This is a genomic window from Pseudidiomarina sp. PP-1MA (assembly GCF_041200125.1).
GTDB lineage: Bacteria > Pseudomonadota > Gammaproteobacteria > Enterobacterales > Alteromonadaceae > Pseudidiomarina > Pseudidiomarina fusca.
In genome coordinates, this window is record NZ_CP165718.1 from 953961 (window position 1) to 967368 (window position 13408).

Below are 13408 nucleotides of genomic sequence, written 5' to 3' on the forward strand. Positions count from 1 at the left end.
AACTTAACCCATCATTTTTTCAATTGGTAAGACTAAAATGGAACTACAGCCGATGGCTTTAAGTTGTTCCATGGTTTCCCAGAATAAGGTTTCGGTGCTCACCACGTGCACTGCCACGAGTTCTTCGGTGTGGCTTAACGGCAGTACGGTAGGGCGCTCAGCACCAGGCAGTAACTGAACAACTTGCTCGAGTTGCGCAACCGGAGCGTGCAGCATGATGTACTTGCTTTCTTTCGCCATTTGCACGCCATCGATGCGCGGTAGCAATTGATCAACGATAGCTTGCTTGGCTGCAGGCAGGCTACCAGGGCGTTGAATTAACTGTGCTTGCGAGCGGAAGATGACTTCTTTTTCAATCAAGCCGTTGGCTTCTAAGGTGGCGCCGGTAGAGACTAAATCACAAATTGCATCGGCTAATCCGGCACGTGGAGCGACCTCAACACTACCGGTAAGAATAGCGTTGCTGGCGCTGATACCTTGTTGCTGTAAGTAATTTTGCAACAGATAGGGGTAGGTGGTGGCAATGCGTTTGCCCTGTAAATCCGCTAACCCTTGATAATTGTCTTCTTTAGGAACCGCAATGGATAATCGGCATTGGCCAAATTCTAGTGCCCGCAGGCGAGTAAAATCATAACTGATGTTGGTAGCTTTACGCTCTAAACGAACTTCTTCCAGCACATTTTCGCCGACCAAGCCAAGATCAACCACCCCATCCATCACTAAGCCCGGGATATCGTCATCACGTACGCGCAACAAATCAACCGGTTGGTTACTGCTGTGCGCGAGTAAACGGGCCTCGTGCAGACTGAAGCGAAAGCCACAGGCTTGCAGTAGGGCAATGGATTCCGTGCTTAAACGACCTGATTTTTGAATGGCGATGGTTAATCGCTGTGAACTTTTATCTACAACCATAATATTCTCCAAATAAAAACCCCGCGAAGGATTGCCTTGCGGGGTTCTAGTTCGGAGAAGGCAATCCCAAATGAAATGAGTTAGCCTTCAGCACACAAAACTGGGCTAACGATATCTATGATGATGGTGGTGCCAGTTTTGCTTGGTCATAATGTACTCCATTAAATTACCAGTGTGTGCTCAATAATGTTGATGAAAGAGGTTTGAAGATTAAAAAGCAGGCATGTTATCGTCCTACTATGAAACCGTCTTTCTCATCAATTCGTGGCTTTATTGTATAGAAAAATGTGACGCCATCAAGCCTAAATTTATTGGATTATTAAATTTCCTGTCTGCAAGTTGTATAACTTTGTTGTGGCGGTTAAATGAGCCGGTCTTGTTACTATAAATAGGCTTGTTGGGCACCACCGCCAATCTAAATGATTCAGCTTGGCAGACGCCTCGATAAAGGCATCATGGTGTTATTACCCAAGTGACTTTTTGCCAACCATCAGCCGAGTTTATGGTAGGCTTTAGTTTTCTCCTATACGATAGACTTTATGGCCAAGATCAGTTCCTATTTTGAAGCCGACAGTGTGCTGGCACAAGCGCTGCCGGGATTTGCACCGCGCGCCGCGCAAACCACCATGGCCACCGCTGTTGCCAGCACCTTAAAAAAGCGGCAGCAATTAGTGGTCGAGGCTGAAACCGGCACCGGTAAGACTTATGCTTATCTGGTACCGGCGCTGTTAAGCGATGGCAAGGCCATTATTTCTACCGGAACGAAAGCCTTGCAAGAGCAGTTGTTTCACCGCGATCTTCCCACCTTGCGTAAACTGTTGGCGCCGAGCAAAGTGGTGGCGCTCCTCAAAGGACGCGCTAATTACTTGTGCATACATAGGTTGCAAGCAGCCCAAGCTCATGCCAGTGAACTCACTAAAGTACAGCAACAGCAGTTACGTGAGGTGCAGATTTGGGCGCAACGTACCCGCGATGGCGATGTTGGCGCGATCAGCGGGCTCCCAGAAGATGCTGAGATTTTGCCGGTAGTAACCAGTACGGTGGATAATTGCTTGGGCCGTGATTGCCCTCTGTACGATGATTGCCACCTGGTGCTGGCCCGCAAAAAGGCCTTAGATGCTGATTTAGTGGTGGTGAATCATCACTTATTCTTTGCTGATATGGCACTGAAGGATGTTGGTTTTGGTGAATTGGTACCAGCTGCTGATGCCGTGATTTTTGATGAGGCACATCAGTTGCCTGATATCGCTAGTCAGTATTTTGGCGAAGCTGTGTCTAGTCGTCAGCTGCAAGAATTGGCCCACGAAATTAAGGTGCTGTACTTAACTGAACTTAAAGATTTGCGCCAATTAGAAAAGGCCGCTGATAAACTTTTGTTAAGCTTGCGCGATTGGCGCTTGGTGTTTCCGACCGAGCCACAACGCGGCAACTGGCGACAGCATGCGGCGCAAGCAGAAGTACAACAAGCGGCGCAAGCGGTAGAAGATAGCCTGACGTTTTTAGTGCAGGTAATAAAGCAAGCGTTGGGGCGCAGCAAAGATTTAGATAATGCCTACGACCGCTGTATCGATGGCTTGGCGAAATGGCAGTTGTTGATGGATACCCAACGTACTGGCTACAGTTTTTGGTACGAAACCACGGTGCGGCAGGTGACCTTGCATCAGACGCCCCTAAGTGTCGCTGATAAATTTGGGGGGTATTTAAATCGCTCAGATATGGCGTGGATTTTCACCTCAGCAACCCTAGCCGTGGGCGAAGATTTTACCCACTTTACCCACCAGTTGGGTTTATACAAAGCTGCAACCTTATGCTTACCAAGCCCCTTTAATTTTGCTGAGCAGGCGGTCTTGTGTATGCCTCGATACTTGCCGCAACCCCATGAGTTTAGCATGGCGGACAAGCTGGTTGAGATAGTCCTACAGGTGCTTGAAGTCAATACCAGCGGCGGTACGTTTGTACTGTTTACCAGTCATCGCATGTTGCAACGGGTGGCCACCTTATTGGCCCCATTAACTGACCGTGAATTACTGGTGCAAGGCAGTACCAGCAAACGAGAGTTGTTGGAGCAATTTATCGCCAACGGGCGGGCGGTGTTGCTAGGCACAGCATCCTTTTGGGAGGGGGTAGATGTGCGCGGCGATGCGTTACGCTGCGTGATTATCGATAAGTTACCCTTTGCATCGCCCGACGACCCCTTGCTGCAAGCGCGAGTCGAGGATTGTCGTTTACGTGGAGTTGAGCCCTTTATGCGAGTACAATTGCCACCTGCGATTATCGCACTCAAGCAGGGTGCGGGCCGACTCATTCGTGATGCCCATGATCAAGGTGTGTTGATTGTCTGCGATCAACGGTTGGTGACTAAACCTTACGGTGGCTTGTTTTTGAAAAGCTTGCCAGCCATGCGTAGAACGCGCGAATTAAATGATGCCTTAGAATTTTTAAAAGCTTTGGAGACCAGTTAGTGAAGCACACTGTTTTAGCCTTAGATACTTCTACCGAGATGTGCTCGGTAGCTTTGCGCGTGGGCAACCAATGGGCCCAGCGCAGCATGTTGGCACCGCGTGAACATTCACAGAAGATTCTAACCTTAATTGATGAGGTACTAGCTGAGTTTGAGCTTGGTCTAGCAGACGTGGAACAGCTGGTGGTAGGCCACGGACCGGGTAGTTTTACTGGGGTGCGCATTGGCGTTTCAGTGGCGCAAGGGTTGGCTTTCAGTCAGAACCTACCGGTAGTGGCCGTAAGTACTTTGGCGGCCTTGGCACAGCAAGCCATACGCTTACATGATGCGAAGACTATAGTGAGCGCCATTGATGCCCGCATGAATGAAGTTTACGTTGCGGTTTATCACAATCAAGCAGGGTTGGCGAAGCCGACCCTCGCGCCACAAATGGCCAGTCTAACGGCCTTAGCGCAACAACCTTGGTGGCCAGCAGGGGCCGTTACGGCAGTAGGCACGGGTTGGCAGGCTTATGGCGAGGTCTTGGCGGCGGGCGCCAACGTGCAGATTCTAGATGATGTCACCTTACCATTGGCAGAAGACATGATTCGTCTGGCTGATGCTGGTTTACCTGCCGTTGACGCGGCCGATCTTGAACCGCTTTATGTGCGTAATGAAGTGACTTGGAAAAAGCTACCGGGACGTGAATAAGGGCGGCCGTTAAGCAGCCTGCTTGATACATAATTTTACAAGATATTTGCGGGAACTAACTGGTAACAAGGCTTTTCTAAACTATGCTATACAGATACATGCACGCAGAGGAGTAGACAAATGAAACAGTTATGGTTGATGGGTCTTGCGGCACTTTTTTTAAGCGCTTGTTCGTCTGTTCCTGATGAACTTGAAGTAGTTGATGAAGCAAGTTTGGTAAGTTATAAGAATGCGCTCGAGCAGCCGGAGCAATATATCGGCCAGCCAGCGCGTTGGGGCGGTATGATTGCAGCGGTGCGTAACACCGATGCAGGTACCGAAATCGAAGTGGTTCACTTAGAACTACAAGGTTGGGGGCGTCCTGTTCCAAGCGATCAAAGCGATGGGCGGTTTCGTGCCAAACTGGCCGGCTTTGTTGACCCCATGGTTTACAAAGAAGGGCGCTATGTTACCTTTACCGGGACCATAGCCGCAGCTGAAACGGGAATGATTGACGAATACAACTATTTGTTCCCGGTACTGAATGCCAGTGGCAAATATTTGTGGCCGATTCAAAAAGAAAAAACCCAAGTTGAAGTAGATTATAGTTCGTTATGGTATCGTCATTACTACTTCAGCCGTCCGCACTACCCAGGCCCGGTGATTATTCGCAATACCCAGGGTGCTAGCGAGGGCGGTTCGGGCCAGTCAGATAAAGGAAATAATTGATTGTGACGACAACGGCAATAGCACCGTCTACGCAACTGCGTTATCAACAGGCTCGGCATCATGCTGAGCCTGTTTCGTTTGATTTACCCTGGGGCACCATGCGTGGTCTGCAATGGGGGCCTACAGATGGTTACCCACTCTTGGCTCTGCATGGCTGGCTGGATAATTGTCACAGCTTTTTGCCTCTTGCCGAAGAATTTTTGCAGTCGGATCTAGCCGGTGACTATCGCTTGATCGCGCTGGATTGGGCTGGGCATGGGCATTCTGACCATCGACCGGCGGGCAATTATTATCCCTTTATCGATTATGTCTACGATATCTGGAGCTTGTGCCAGCAACAGCAATGGCCTCAGGTGGCTATTGTGGCCCATTCCATGGGTGCCTATGCGGCCAATATGTTGGCAGGCATTGCGCCAGAGTTAGTGAGCGAATTGTTGGCAATAGAGGCCTTCGGTTTGATTGCCACCGCTGCGGATAAAACCACAGCCGAGCTCCGCCAAGGCTTTCGTAGTCGCTGGCAGCAACAGCAAAAACAACCGCCACGCTATCCCAATCTTGATTTAGCCATCAGTGCCCGCGCTCAAGCTGGTGATTTTAGTCGTGAATTAGCGGCGCTTTTAGTTGAACGCGGCATTGAACAATTCGGCGCCGAACATTATCAGTTTCGCGCTGATGGGCAACTTCGGGTAAGTTCTGCGGTGCGCTTAACTGCGGCTCAGATTGGTGATGTGCTAGCCCACATTGAATGTCCTTTTACCGTGCTGTTGGGTAGCCACGGACATCAGCGTCTAAAAACGGCCTTACAAGACTGGCGTGAGCAAGTTCCGCACCTACGGGTACACGAAGTTGAAGGCGGTCATCATGTTCATATGGAGCGCCCGGATGCGATTATTGGTTATTTATCACAGATAATTCGGCATCATAACGGCTAGGCAATACTGGTCGGATATGCGATGATTGCGTGTTAGTAAATTTTAATTAAAAGTATTCAGGAGCATGAAGCGCGTGGATAAAATTTGGCTAAAACGCTATCCAGCAGGGGTTCCGGAGACCATTGACCCGGATCACTTTAACTCGTTAATTGATATTTTTGAGCAAAGTGTAAAAACGTACGGCAATAAAGTTGCGTTTGTAAACATGGACACTGAGCTGACGTTTAATGAGTTAGATACGCTCAGTAGAGATTTTGCTGCTTACCTGCAACAGCAAGGTTTGCAAAAGGGCGATGCCGTCGCTTTGATGATGCCAAACTTACTGCAATATCCTATTGCGCTGTTTGGTGTATTGCGAGCTGGGATGACCGTGGTTAACGTGAACCCGCTATACACGGCCCGCGAATTAAAGCATCAGTTAAGTGATGCCAATGCGCAGGCCATTGTTATTTTAGATAACTTTGCGCACACCCTAGCGAAAGTGATTACTGAGGTACCGGTCAAGAAAGTGATCCTGACCAGTATTGGTGACATGTTACCAGCACCGAAGCGTTGGATTGTTAACTTCGTAGTTAAATACGTGAAAAAGATGGTGCCAGCCTATTCGTTGCAGCATACGACGCAGTTCAAACAAGTACTAGCGCAAGGCGCCAAAGCTAAGTATCAACGACCGCAAATGAGTGGTGATGATCTAGCTTTCTTGCAATATACCGGAGGCACTACCGGATTAGCTAAAGGTGCCATGTTGTCGCATCGGAATATGGTTGCCAACTTAGAAATGGTATCGGCGTTGGTCGCACCTTTAGTGGTGGATGGCGAAGAAACCGTGATCACGGCGTTGCCGCTGTACCATATCTTTGCGCTTACGGCCAACTGCTTGACCTTTATGAAGCACGGTGGACGCAATATTCTGATTACCAATCCGCGCGATATGCCAGGCTTCGTAAAAGAATTAAGTAAATACCCGTTCTCTATCATTTCTGGTGTGAACACCTTGTTTAATGGGTTATTACATGCCGACGGCTTTAAAGATTTAGATTTTTCTCATCTTAAGATCGCTTTAGGTGGCGGTATGGCAGTGCAACGCGCCGTTGCCGAGCACTGGGAGCGAGTGACTAAATCGCGCTTGCTAGAAGGCTACGGCTTAACTGAATGTTCACCGGTAGTGACCGTTAATCCTACGGATATAGAGCATTACAACGGTACCATAGGGTTGCCTTTGCCATCTACTGAGGTGCGTATCGTTGATGTTGATACTGGCGAGGAGTTACCGCAAGGCGAAGCCGGCGAATTACAGGTGCGCGGCCCGCAAGTAATGGTGGGTTATCTGAATCGTCCTGATGAAACCGCCAAAGTGATGATTGATGGCTGGTTTGCTACAGGTGATATCGGTTTGATGGATGAGCAAGGCTTCTTCAAAATTGTGGATCGCAAAAAAGACATGATCTTAGTGTCAGGCTTTAATGTGTATCCTAACGAAATAGAAGACGTGATTGCTGACCATCCGAAAGTTCTTGAAGTTGCCGCAGTAGGGGTACCTCACGACAGTTCGGGTGAGCAAGTCAAAATCTTTGTGGTACGCAAGGATAAGTCGCTCACTGAAAAAGAATTGATTGCGTATGCACGTGAAAATATGACCGGTTATAAAGTGCCAAAATTAGTGGAGTTCCGTGAGGAGCTACCAAAAACTAATGTCGGGAAAATTTTACGGCGTGAGTTACGTGACGAAGAAGAGGCCAAAGCGAAATAATTAATGCTTCCTTTTAATCTGATCACCACTGCAGAGCAGCTTGCTGGGTTTTGCCAACAAGCTGATTCTGCAAGTTTTTTAGCGGTAGACACGGAATTTGTCCGTACCCGCACCTATTATGCCAAATTAGGTTTAATCCAGGTTCGCGCCGATGACTTGCTGGTGTTGATTGACCCACTTGCAGTGACGGATTTAACGCCACTGTGGCAGTTGTTCGCCAATCAACAACAACCCCTCGTGATTCATGCCGGTGGCGAAGACTATGAGATCTTGTCCCAGCACATGGGGCAGGTGGTGACTGGCGTGTTTGATACCCAAATCGCAGCAGCGGTAGCTGGCCATGGCGATGCGTTAGGCTACGCTGCCCTAGTGGCTCATTATACCCAAGTAGAGCTCGACAAATCCCAATCAAGAACCGATTGGCTGCAACGGCCTTTGGCCACTGAGCAGCTTGATTATGCGGCGGCTGATGTGTTTTATTTGCATCAAATTTACCCGCAGCTGTTGGCAGAGTTAAGCCCTGAGCAGCTAGCTATTGTGTTAGAAGAAACGGCGCTGCAAGTACAAAAGCGTGCCCATCAAGACCCACCACATTGGCTTTATTTGAGTTTTGGTAATGCTTGGCAGTGCAATCGTCAACAACTGGCGGTATTGCGTGAGTTATTGCAATGGCGTTTAGAGCGGGCACAGAAATCTGATATTCCACTGAGCTTTGTCGCAAAAGATCATACCTTACTTGAGCTGGCACGACGCATGCCAAGCAGTATTCATCATCTACGTGGGGTGACCGATTTATCTCCGGTGACAGTACGCTACGCTGGTGAAGCCTTGCTACAAGCGGTTAGCAGGGGTGCAGATGCTAGTGACCAGCCAGCGAGTTTAGAACGCTTAACGGATATGCGCGGCTATAAAGTGGTCTTCAATGAGTTGAAGAAGCGCGTTAACGAGGTTGCTGCTGAACTGCAGTTACAGCCCAGCTTGGTCGCCTCACGGCGTCAAATCAACGATGTGATTCATTGGTTTTGGCAAGTACCAGCTGCTGCCCAAGCAGAATTGATGGTACCAGACTTGTTAACGGGTTGGCGCGGGGCTAAGCTTAAGGCATTCGCTGAAACCTTGTTATCTCAGCATCACTAACCAATAAAGAGAGCGCCTGACTATGTTGTGTGCGATTTATCGCAGTCCGCGCCGCGCGGATACCTATTTATATATGCCGCATCCTGCCGACTTTACAAAACTTCCTGAACCTTTGCAGCAAAGTTTCGGTCAACCTATTCATGTGATGACGCTCGCTTTAACTGAATCGCGCTCGTTAGCGCGGTTGAGTGTGGCAGAGTTAAAGCAACACTTAACTGAGCCTGGGTTCTATTTACAACTACCCGAGCCACAGGAAAACCTATTAAAAACATTGAAACCAAAGGAGTCTTTCAATGATTAAAGCATGTTGTTCGGTTGCCGTAGCACTGTTAATGGGGCTAAGCGCTACTGTGGCTCAGGCCAATGAGAACGAAATTAGTGCTGATGGTTTCGCTGCTTATGTGGCCAAACTTAAACAAGAAGCCTTGGCCGATGGTTACGCCCAAAGTACCTTAGACACAGCTTTTGCTGAGGTGAAACTGTACCAACGATCGGTTAAAGCCGATCGTAATCAACCGGAATTCAAACTCACGCTGGATACTTACTTACCGCGAGCGGTCCCTGAGTGGAAAGCCAAAAAGGCAGTAGAGAAATACCAGGAGCACCGCGATTTATTAGAGCAAATTGGCGCTGAATATGGCGTACAACCGCGGTTTATCGTGGCGCTGTGGGGCATTGAAACCAATTTTGGTAGCTTTACTGGCGGCCAAGACGTGATTTCAGCACTCACCACCATGGCTTACGAAGGGCGTCGTGAAGCCTTTTTTAAGAAAGAATTATGGCACGCACTCACCATCGTAGAAGAACAGCATATTCCGATTGAACAAATGCGTGGCTCGTGGGCAGGCGCTATGGGACAAACCCAGTTTATGCCAAGTTCATTCATGCAGTACGCAGTGGACTATGATGGCGATGGTCGTAAAGATATCTGGGGCTCGATGGGCGATGTCTTTGCCTCGGCGGCCAACTACCTTAAATCTGTGGGCTGGCGGGATGATGTTACTTGGGGTCGCCAAGTGCAACTACCAGACTCTTTTGATGCCAGTTTAGCTTCGTTGAAAACCAAGAAAACTCTAGCTGAATGGCAACAATTGGGCGTGCGTCGAATGGACGGGAGTGATTTACCGCAACGGGACGATATTGAAGCCTCTGTGGTGATCCCTGATGACCAGCAGGGCCGCGTTTATCTCGCTTATGCCAACTACGATGCCTTGATGCGTTGGAACCGTTCGCACTATTTTGTGGCTGCGGTGGGTTACTTATCGGATCGTATTCGGTTTCCGCGGTAATTGGTATGTATCAAGCGGACCAACTTGCTTTACCGCAACCGTCGAAAATCGTGTGTGTGGGTCGCAATTATGCGGCCCATGCAGCTGAGTTAGGTAATGAGGTGCCGGCGGCACCGTTACTGTTTATGAAGCCCCCCTCGAGCATCACCTATTTACCCAAGGTGATGATTCCAACCCAGCAAGGTGAATGCCAACATGAAGTTGAACTCGCGGTGCTGATTGGGCAGCCCTTGACCGCAGCGACCCCTGCCAGCGCACAAACGGCAATTGCGGCCGTAGGGGTGGCGTTAGATTTAACCCTGCGTGAGGTGCAAAGCAAACTCAAAGCGCAAGGGCAACCATGGGAGCGCGCCAAAGCCTTCGATGGCGCCTGTGTACTATCTAGTTGGCTTACAAGCGCAGAACTGGCGCTGGATCAACCCTTACGATTTGGCTTAGAGGTAAATGGCCAACCGCGGCAACAGGGTGATTCGCGGCTGATGATCTTTCCGATTGCAGAACTCTTAGCTGAAGTGAGTCAGTCTTTTAGCTTAGTCCCTGGCGATGTGGTGTTAACCGGAACTCCTGCCGGTGTGGCCGGGTTAGCGGTTGGTGATGAGTTACAGCTGTGGTTGCAGCCGGCTGATAGTGGCTCTAGCGCGTGGCAATGGCAGGGCCAGGTGGAGGCCGGACGTGGCTAAACCATTTTGGCAAACTACGCCATTAGCTGAGATGACGACCGAGCAGTGGGAGTCACTCTGTGATGGTTGTGGCAAGTGCTGCTTACATAAGCTGGTGGATGATGACACCGATGAGCTCTATTTTACCGATGTCAGTTGCCAACTACTGTGCGCTGAGAGCGGCAGCTGCAAGCAGTATGCGACGCGCTTCGACATCGTTCCTGATTGTGTAGTGATAAGCCAAGACAATTTGCAGCAGTTGTATTATTTACCGAACAGCTGTGCTTATCGCCGCCTTGCCGAAGGGCGTTCGTTGCCAAGTTGGCATCCGTTACGCCATCAAGGTAGTAAAGATGCCATGGTGGCAGCGGGGATGAGCGTGGTGGGCCGAGTTATCAATGAACGCGACTTTGCGGCCGAATTAGAAGACCGCATCGTGACTTGGCCGCTGCAAGATACCCCTTGATAGCTTTTTAACCCTTACCCCTTTTAAAGAGCACGCTGCACTAGCAACCGAATCAGCATGACCGCCACGGCTACGATGGCATAACCAGCAAAAATGATTTGCATCCACATCGGCATACTTAAGCCGGCAAATTGCCAGTCAATATCGCCACATAGGCCGGGTGCACCAAAGAGATTAGGCAGCAACTCGTGCAAGGGTAACCAGCTAGGAAAGTTAGGAAAGGCCTCGCAGACAATAAAAAAGGAGTTTTCTGCTTGCTGTAGCTGCACGTGTTCGGCCGCGATAACATAGCCCCAAACTGCTGCCACCAGCCAAGCCAACCAAGCTAAACTGCGCAACAGCAGCTGTTGTGGTCTTAGGAGGCCAACAAGAGCAGCCAAGCCAATGGCGATGATGGCGGTTCGTTGGTAAATACATTTAACGCAAGGTTCAATGCCCAAACCATGTTGGACATAAAGCGCAAAGCTAAGTAAAGCTAAAACGCTCAACAATAATAACAACCACGGCAAACGTTGCGTTGGTAGCTTGGCTAGATGTTTTAACATACTGAGTCTCTTCACAATGATGTACTGCCGGCACCTTACCTTAGCAGCTTAAAATTGTCGATAATAATGATGTACTGACCAGCGCAATCAAGATCTCGGTAAATATTTTCGCAAAACTTGTCCGACCATTGAAAAGGCTGGTAGAATCAGCCCTCACTATGACAAATATCAGCAGTAAGCAGGCACCCGTTATTCAAACTACAGGGCATTTCATGATCATCAAAGCTAAGAGTCCAGCAGGTTTTGCCGAGGAATACATCGTAAAATCTATATGGAACGGGCATTTTGCGCCAGGTACCATTCTTCCCGCAGAACGCGAGCTGTCCGAGTTGATTGGGGTAACCCGCACCACCTTACGTGAAGTTTTGCAGCGGCTGGCCCGTGACGGTTGGTTAACCATTCAACATGGTAAGCCGACGCGGGTGAATAACTTCTGGGAAACTTCAGGCCTTAACATTCTCGAAACCTTAGCTAGGTTAGATGAAGATGGTATGCCTGAATTGGTGGATCAATTGTTGTCGGCACGTACGAATATCAGTGCTATTTACATTCGCCAAGCGGTTCGAAATGCACCAGAACGAGTAGCCGAATTGCTTACCGCTGCGGCTACCCTAGAAGATAGTGCCGAAGCCTTCAGTCAATATGATTATCAATTGAATCATGACTTAGCCATGGCCTCTGGCAATCCTATTTATGTGTTGGTACTGAACGGCTTTAAAGGCTTGTATTCACGGATTGGTAATTTTTACTTCTCAAATCCACAAGCTCGGCAATTAGCTCGCAAATACTACGCGGATTTAAAAACCATGGCGGCAGATTCGCGCCGTGACGATGCGGTATTATTAGTACGCGAATACGGTTATCAATCGGGCCGTATCTGGCATAGCATGCGCAGTGAGATCCCTGATAACTTGGTTGAGTAAGTACTGGTTAAGTAAGTACGGGTTGGATATAAAAAAACTCCAGTTACTGTAAGCACAGTACTGGAGTTTTTTTTTATGGGCACCGAGTGCATGCACTCGGGCCATGAGCGAAACGAATTAAGCGAAGTTTTTCGCTACGAAATCCCAGTTCACTAAGTTCCAAAATGCATTCAAGTAGTTTGGACGGGCATTACGGTAATCGATGTAGTAGGCGTGTTCCCACACATCAACAGTTAAAATAGGGGTTACTGAAGCATCAGTTAACGGGGTTTCAGCGTTGCTGGTGTTTACGATAGCAACCGAACCATCCGCCTTTTTAACTAGCCAAGTCCAACCAGAACCGAAGTTGCCAGCTGCTTGGGCACTAAATTCTTCTTTGAACTTAGCGAATGAACCAAACGCCGCATTAATTGCGTCCGCTACCGCACCGGTTGGCTCGCCGCCGCCATTTGGGCTTAAGCAGTGCCAGTAGAAAGTGTGGTTCCACACTTGTGCTGCGTTATTGAACACGCCACCTTTGCTAGACTTGATGATGTCTTCTAGCGATTGGCTTTCTAAGTCAGTACCAGCTACCGCATCATTTAATTTGGTAACATAAGTCTGATGGTGCTTACCGTAGTGGTATTCAATGGTTTCAGCTGAAATGTGTGGCTCTAGTGCATCTTTTGCATAAGGCAATGCTGGTAATTCAAATGCCATGTCGACTCTCCGTTATTATTTGCGTATGGATTTTGAAACATTCTAGTTTCTCATGCCAATGCATTCTAGCATTGAAATAAGATCCTGCAGTCACTATATAGTTATATTGTGGCATAAAAGTTTATTTCAAGGGGGCTGGCTGGGTTTATTTAACCTAACTACTTACTTTGGGAGTGCTGATAAGGCAGGCTCGATATGCTAAACTAATGGCCATTTTAAAACGCTCTACATCTGAGG

14 protein-coding genes are annotated in these 13408 nt (G+C 48.7%); 11 read left to right on the plus strand and 3 right to left on the minus strand.

Translation table 11 applies throughout. From position 1 onward, the window contains the following. Positions 1 to 3 precede the first annotated feature (3 nt). Positions 4 to 912: an ATP phosphoribosyltransferase gene (gene hisG, locus AB8S08_RS04400; RefSeq protein ID WP_153826683.1), complete on the minus strand. Its 909-nt coding sequence runs from the start codon at positions 910 to 912 to the stop codon at positions 4 to 6. A gap of 539 nt (positions 913 to 1451) precedes the next feature. Here hisG and AB8S08_RS04405 point away from each other — a divergent pair. The 10 genes from AB8S08_RS04405 (at position 1452) to AB8S08_RS04450 (ending at position 11004) form a co-directional block, all read left to right on the plus strand. After that, positions 1452 to 3374 carry an ATP-dependent DNA helicase gene (locus AB8S08_RS04405; RefSeq protein ID WP_153826682.1) on the plus strand — a complete coding sequence of 641 codons (1923 nt, stop codon included), beginning with the start codon at positions 1452 to 1454 and terminating at the stop codon, positions 3372 to 3374. Further along, positions 3374 to 4063, plus strand: coding sequence for a tRNA (adenosine(37)-N6)-threonylcarbamoyltransferase complex dimerization subunit type 1 TsaB (gene tsaB, locus AB8S08_RS04410; protein WP_369743817.1), 690 nt, complete (start codon positions 3374 to 3376; stop codon positions 4061 to 4063). The genes AB8S08_RS04405 and tsaB overlap by 1 nt, the downstream gene beginning before the upstream one ends. 120 nt (positions 4064 to 4183) lie before the next feature. Beyond that, positions 4184 to 4771: a Slp family lipoprotein gene (locus tag AB8S08_RS04415; RefSeq protein WP_369743818.1), complete on the plus strand. Its 588-nt coding sequence runs from the start codon at positions 4184 to 4186 to the stop codon at positions 4769 to 4771. Between the two features lie 2 nt (positions 4772 to 4773). Beyond that, positions 4774 to 5703 (plus strand): alpha/beta fold hydrolase, encoded by a 930-nt coding sequence (locus tag AB8S08_RS04420; protein WP_369743820.1) that lies wholly within the window; start codon positions 4774 to 4776, stop codon positions 5701 to 5703. A 73-nt stretch (positions 5704 to 5776) separates the two neighbouring features. Then, positions 5777 to 7453, plus strand: coding sequence for a long-chain-fatty-acid--CoA ligase FadD (gene fadD / locus AB8S08_RS04425; protein WP_369743822.1), 1677 nt, complete (start codon positions 5777 to 5779; stop codon positions 7451 to 7453). Between the two features lie 3 nt (positions 7454 to 7456). Further along, entirely contained in the window at positions 7457 to 8590 is a 1134-nt protein-coding gene (rnd, locus tag AB8S08_RS04430; RefSeq protein WP_369743823.1) for a ribonuclease D, read from the plus strand. A 22-nt stretch (positions 8591 to 8612) separates the two neighbouring features. After that, positions 8613 to 8891 carry a YcgL domain-containing protein gene (locus AB8S08_RS04435; protein ID WP_110074695.1) on the plus strand — a complete coding sequence of 93 codons (279 nt, stop codon included), beginning with the start codon at positions 8613 to 8615 and terminating at the stop codon, positions 8889 to 8891. Beyond that, on the plus strand, positions 8884 to 9879 hold the full coding sequence (locus tag AB8S08_RS04440) for a lytic transglycosylase domain-containing protein (RefSeq protein ID WP_369743825.1): 996 nt from the start codon (positions 8884 to 8886) through the stop codon (positions 9877 to 9879). The genes AB8S08_RS04435 and AB8S08_RS04440 overlap by 8 nt, the downstream gene beginning before the upstream one ends. 5 nt (positions 9880 to 9884) lie before the next feature. Continuing rightward, positions 9885 to 10559, plus strand: coding sequence for a fumarylacetoacetate hydrolase family protein (locus AB8S08_RS04445; RefSeq protein WP_369743827.1), 675 nt, complete (start codon positions 9885 to 9887; stop codon positions 10557 to 10559). Next, a complete protein-coding gene (locus AB8S08_RS04450; protein WP_162014539.1) occupies positions 10552 to 11004 on the plus strand; it encodes a YcgN family cysteine cluster protein in 453 nt (150 codons plus the stop codon). Before AB8S08_RS04445 ends, AB8S08_RS04450 begins: the two co-directional genes overlap by 8 nt. 23 nt (positions 11005 to 11027) lie before the next feature. Here the strand turns inward: AB8S08_RS04450 and dsbB are convergent, their stop codons facing one another. Then, positions 11028 to 11549, minus strand: a complete 522-nt coding sequence (gene dsbB, locus AB8S08_RS04455; RefSeq protein WP_369743828.1) for a disulfide bond formation protein DsbB — start codon at positions 11547 to 11549, stop codon at positions 11028 to 11030. 212 nt (positions 11550 to 11761) lie between these two features. Between dsbB and fadR the strand changes: the two genes are divergently transcribed. Beyond that, the gene (fadR, locus tag AB8S08_RS04460; RefSeq protein WP_110074690.1) at positions 11762 to 12472 is read left to right on the plus strand and encodes a fatty acid metabolism transcriptional regulator FadR; all 711 of its coding nucleotides are present in this window, start codon (positions 11762 to 11764) and stop codon (positions 12470 to 12472) included. Between the two features lie 117 nt (positions 12473 to 12589). Here fadR and sodB read toward each other — a convergent pair whose 3' ends face one another. Continuing rightward, positions 12590 to 13171, minus strand: a complete 582-nt coding sequence (sodB, locus tag AB8S08_RS04465; RefSeq protein ID WP_110074689.1) for a superoxide dismutase [Fe] — start codon at positions 13169 to 13171, stop codon at positions 12590 to 12592. Positions 13172 to 13408: the final 237 nt, after the last annotated feature.

Excerpts from the sequence above, each read along its gene's own strand:
- hisG (WP_153826683.1), bottom strand. The coding sequence starts at position 912 with ATGGTTGTAGATAAAAGTTCACAGCGATTAACCATCGCCATTCAAAAA.
- AB8S08_RS04445 (WP_369743827.1), top strand. The coding sequence starts at position 9,885 with ATGTATCAAGCGGACCAACTTGCTTTACCGCAACCGTCGAAAATCGTG.
- AB8S08_RS04440 (WP_369743825.1), top strand. The coding sequence starts at position 8,884 with ATGATTAAAGCATGTTGTTCGGTTGCCGTAGCACTGTTAATGGGGCTA.
- sodB (WP_110074689.1), bottom strand. The coding sequence starts at position 13,171 with ATGGCATTTGAATTACCAGCATTGCCTTATGCAAAAGATGCACTAGAG.
- fadR (WP_110074690.1), top strand. The coding sequence starts at position 11,762 with ATGATCATCAAAGCTAAGAGTCCAGCAGGTTTTGCCGAGGAATACATC.
- AB8S08_RS04435 (WP_110074695.1), top strand. The coding sequence starts at position 8,613 with ATGTTGTGTGCGATTTATCGCAGTCCGCGCCGCGCGGATACCTATTTA.
- AB8S08_RS04405 (WP_153826682.1), top strand. The coding sequence starts at position 1,452 with ATGGCCAAGATCAGTTCCTATTTTGAAGCCGACAGTGTGCTGGCACAA.
- rnd (WP_369743823.1), top strand. The coding sequence starts at position 7,457 with ATGCTTCCTTTTAATCTGATCACCACTGCAGAGCAGCTTGCTGGGTTT.
- dsbB (WP_369743828.1), bottom strand. The coding sequence starts at position 11,549 with ATGTTAAAACATCTAGCCAAGCTACCAACGCAACGTTTGCCGTGGTTG.
- AB8S08_RS04415 (WP_369743818.1), top strand. The coding sequence starts at position 4,184 with ATGAAACAGTTATGGTTGATGGGTCTTGCGGCACTTTTTTTAAGCGCT.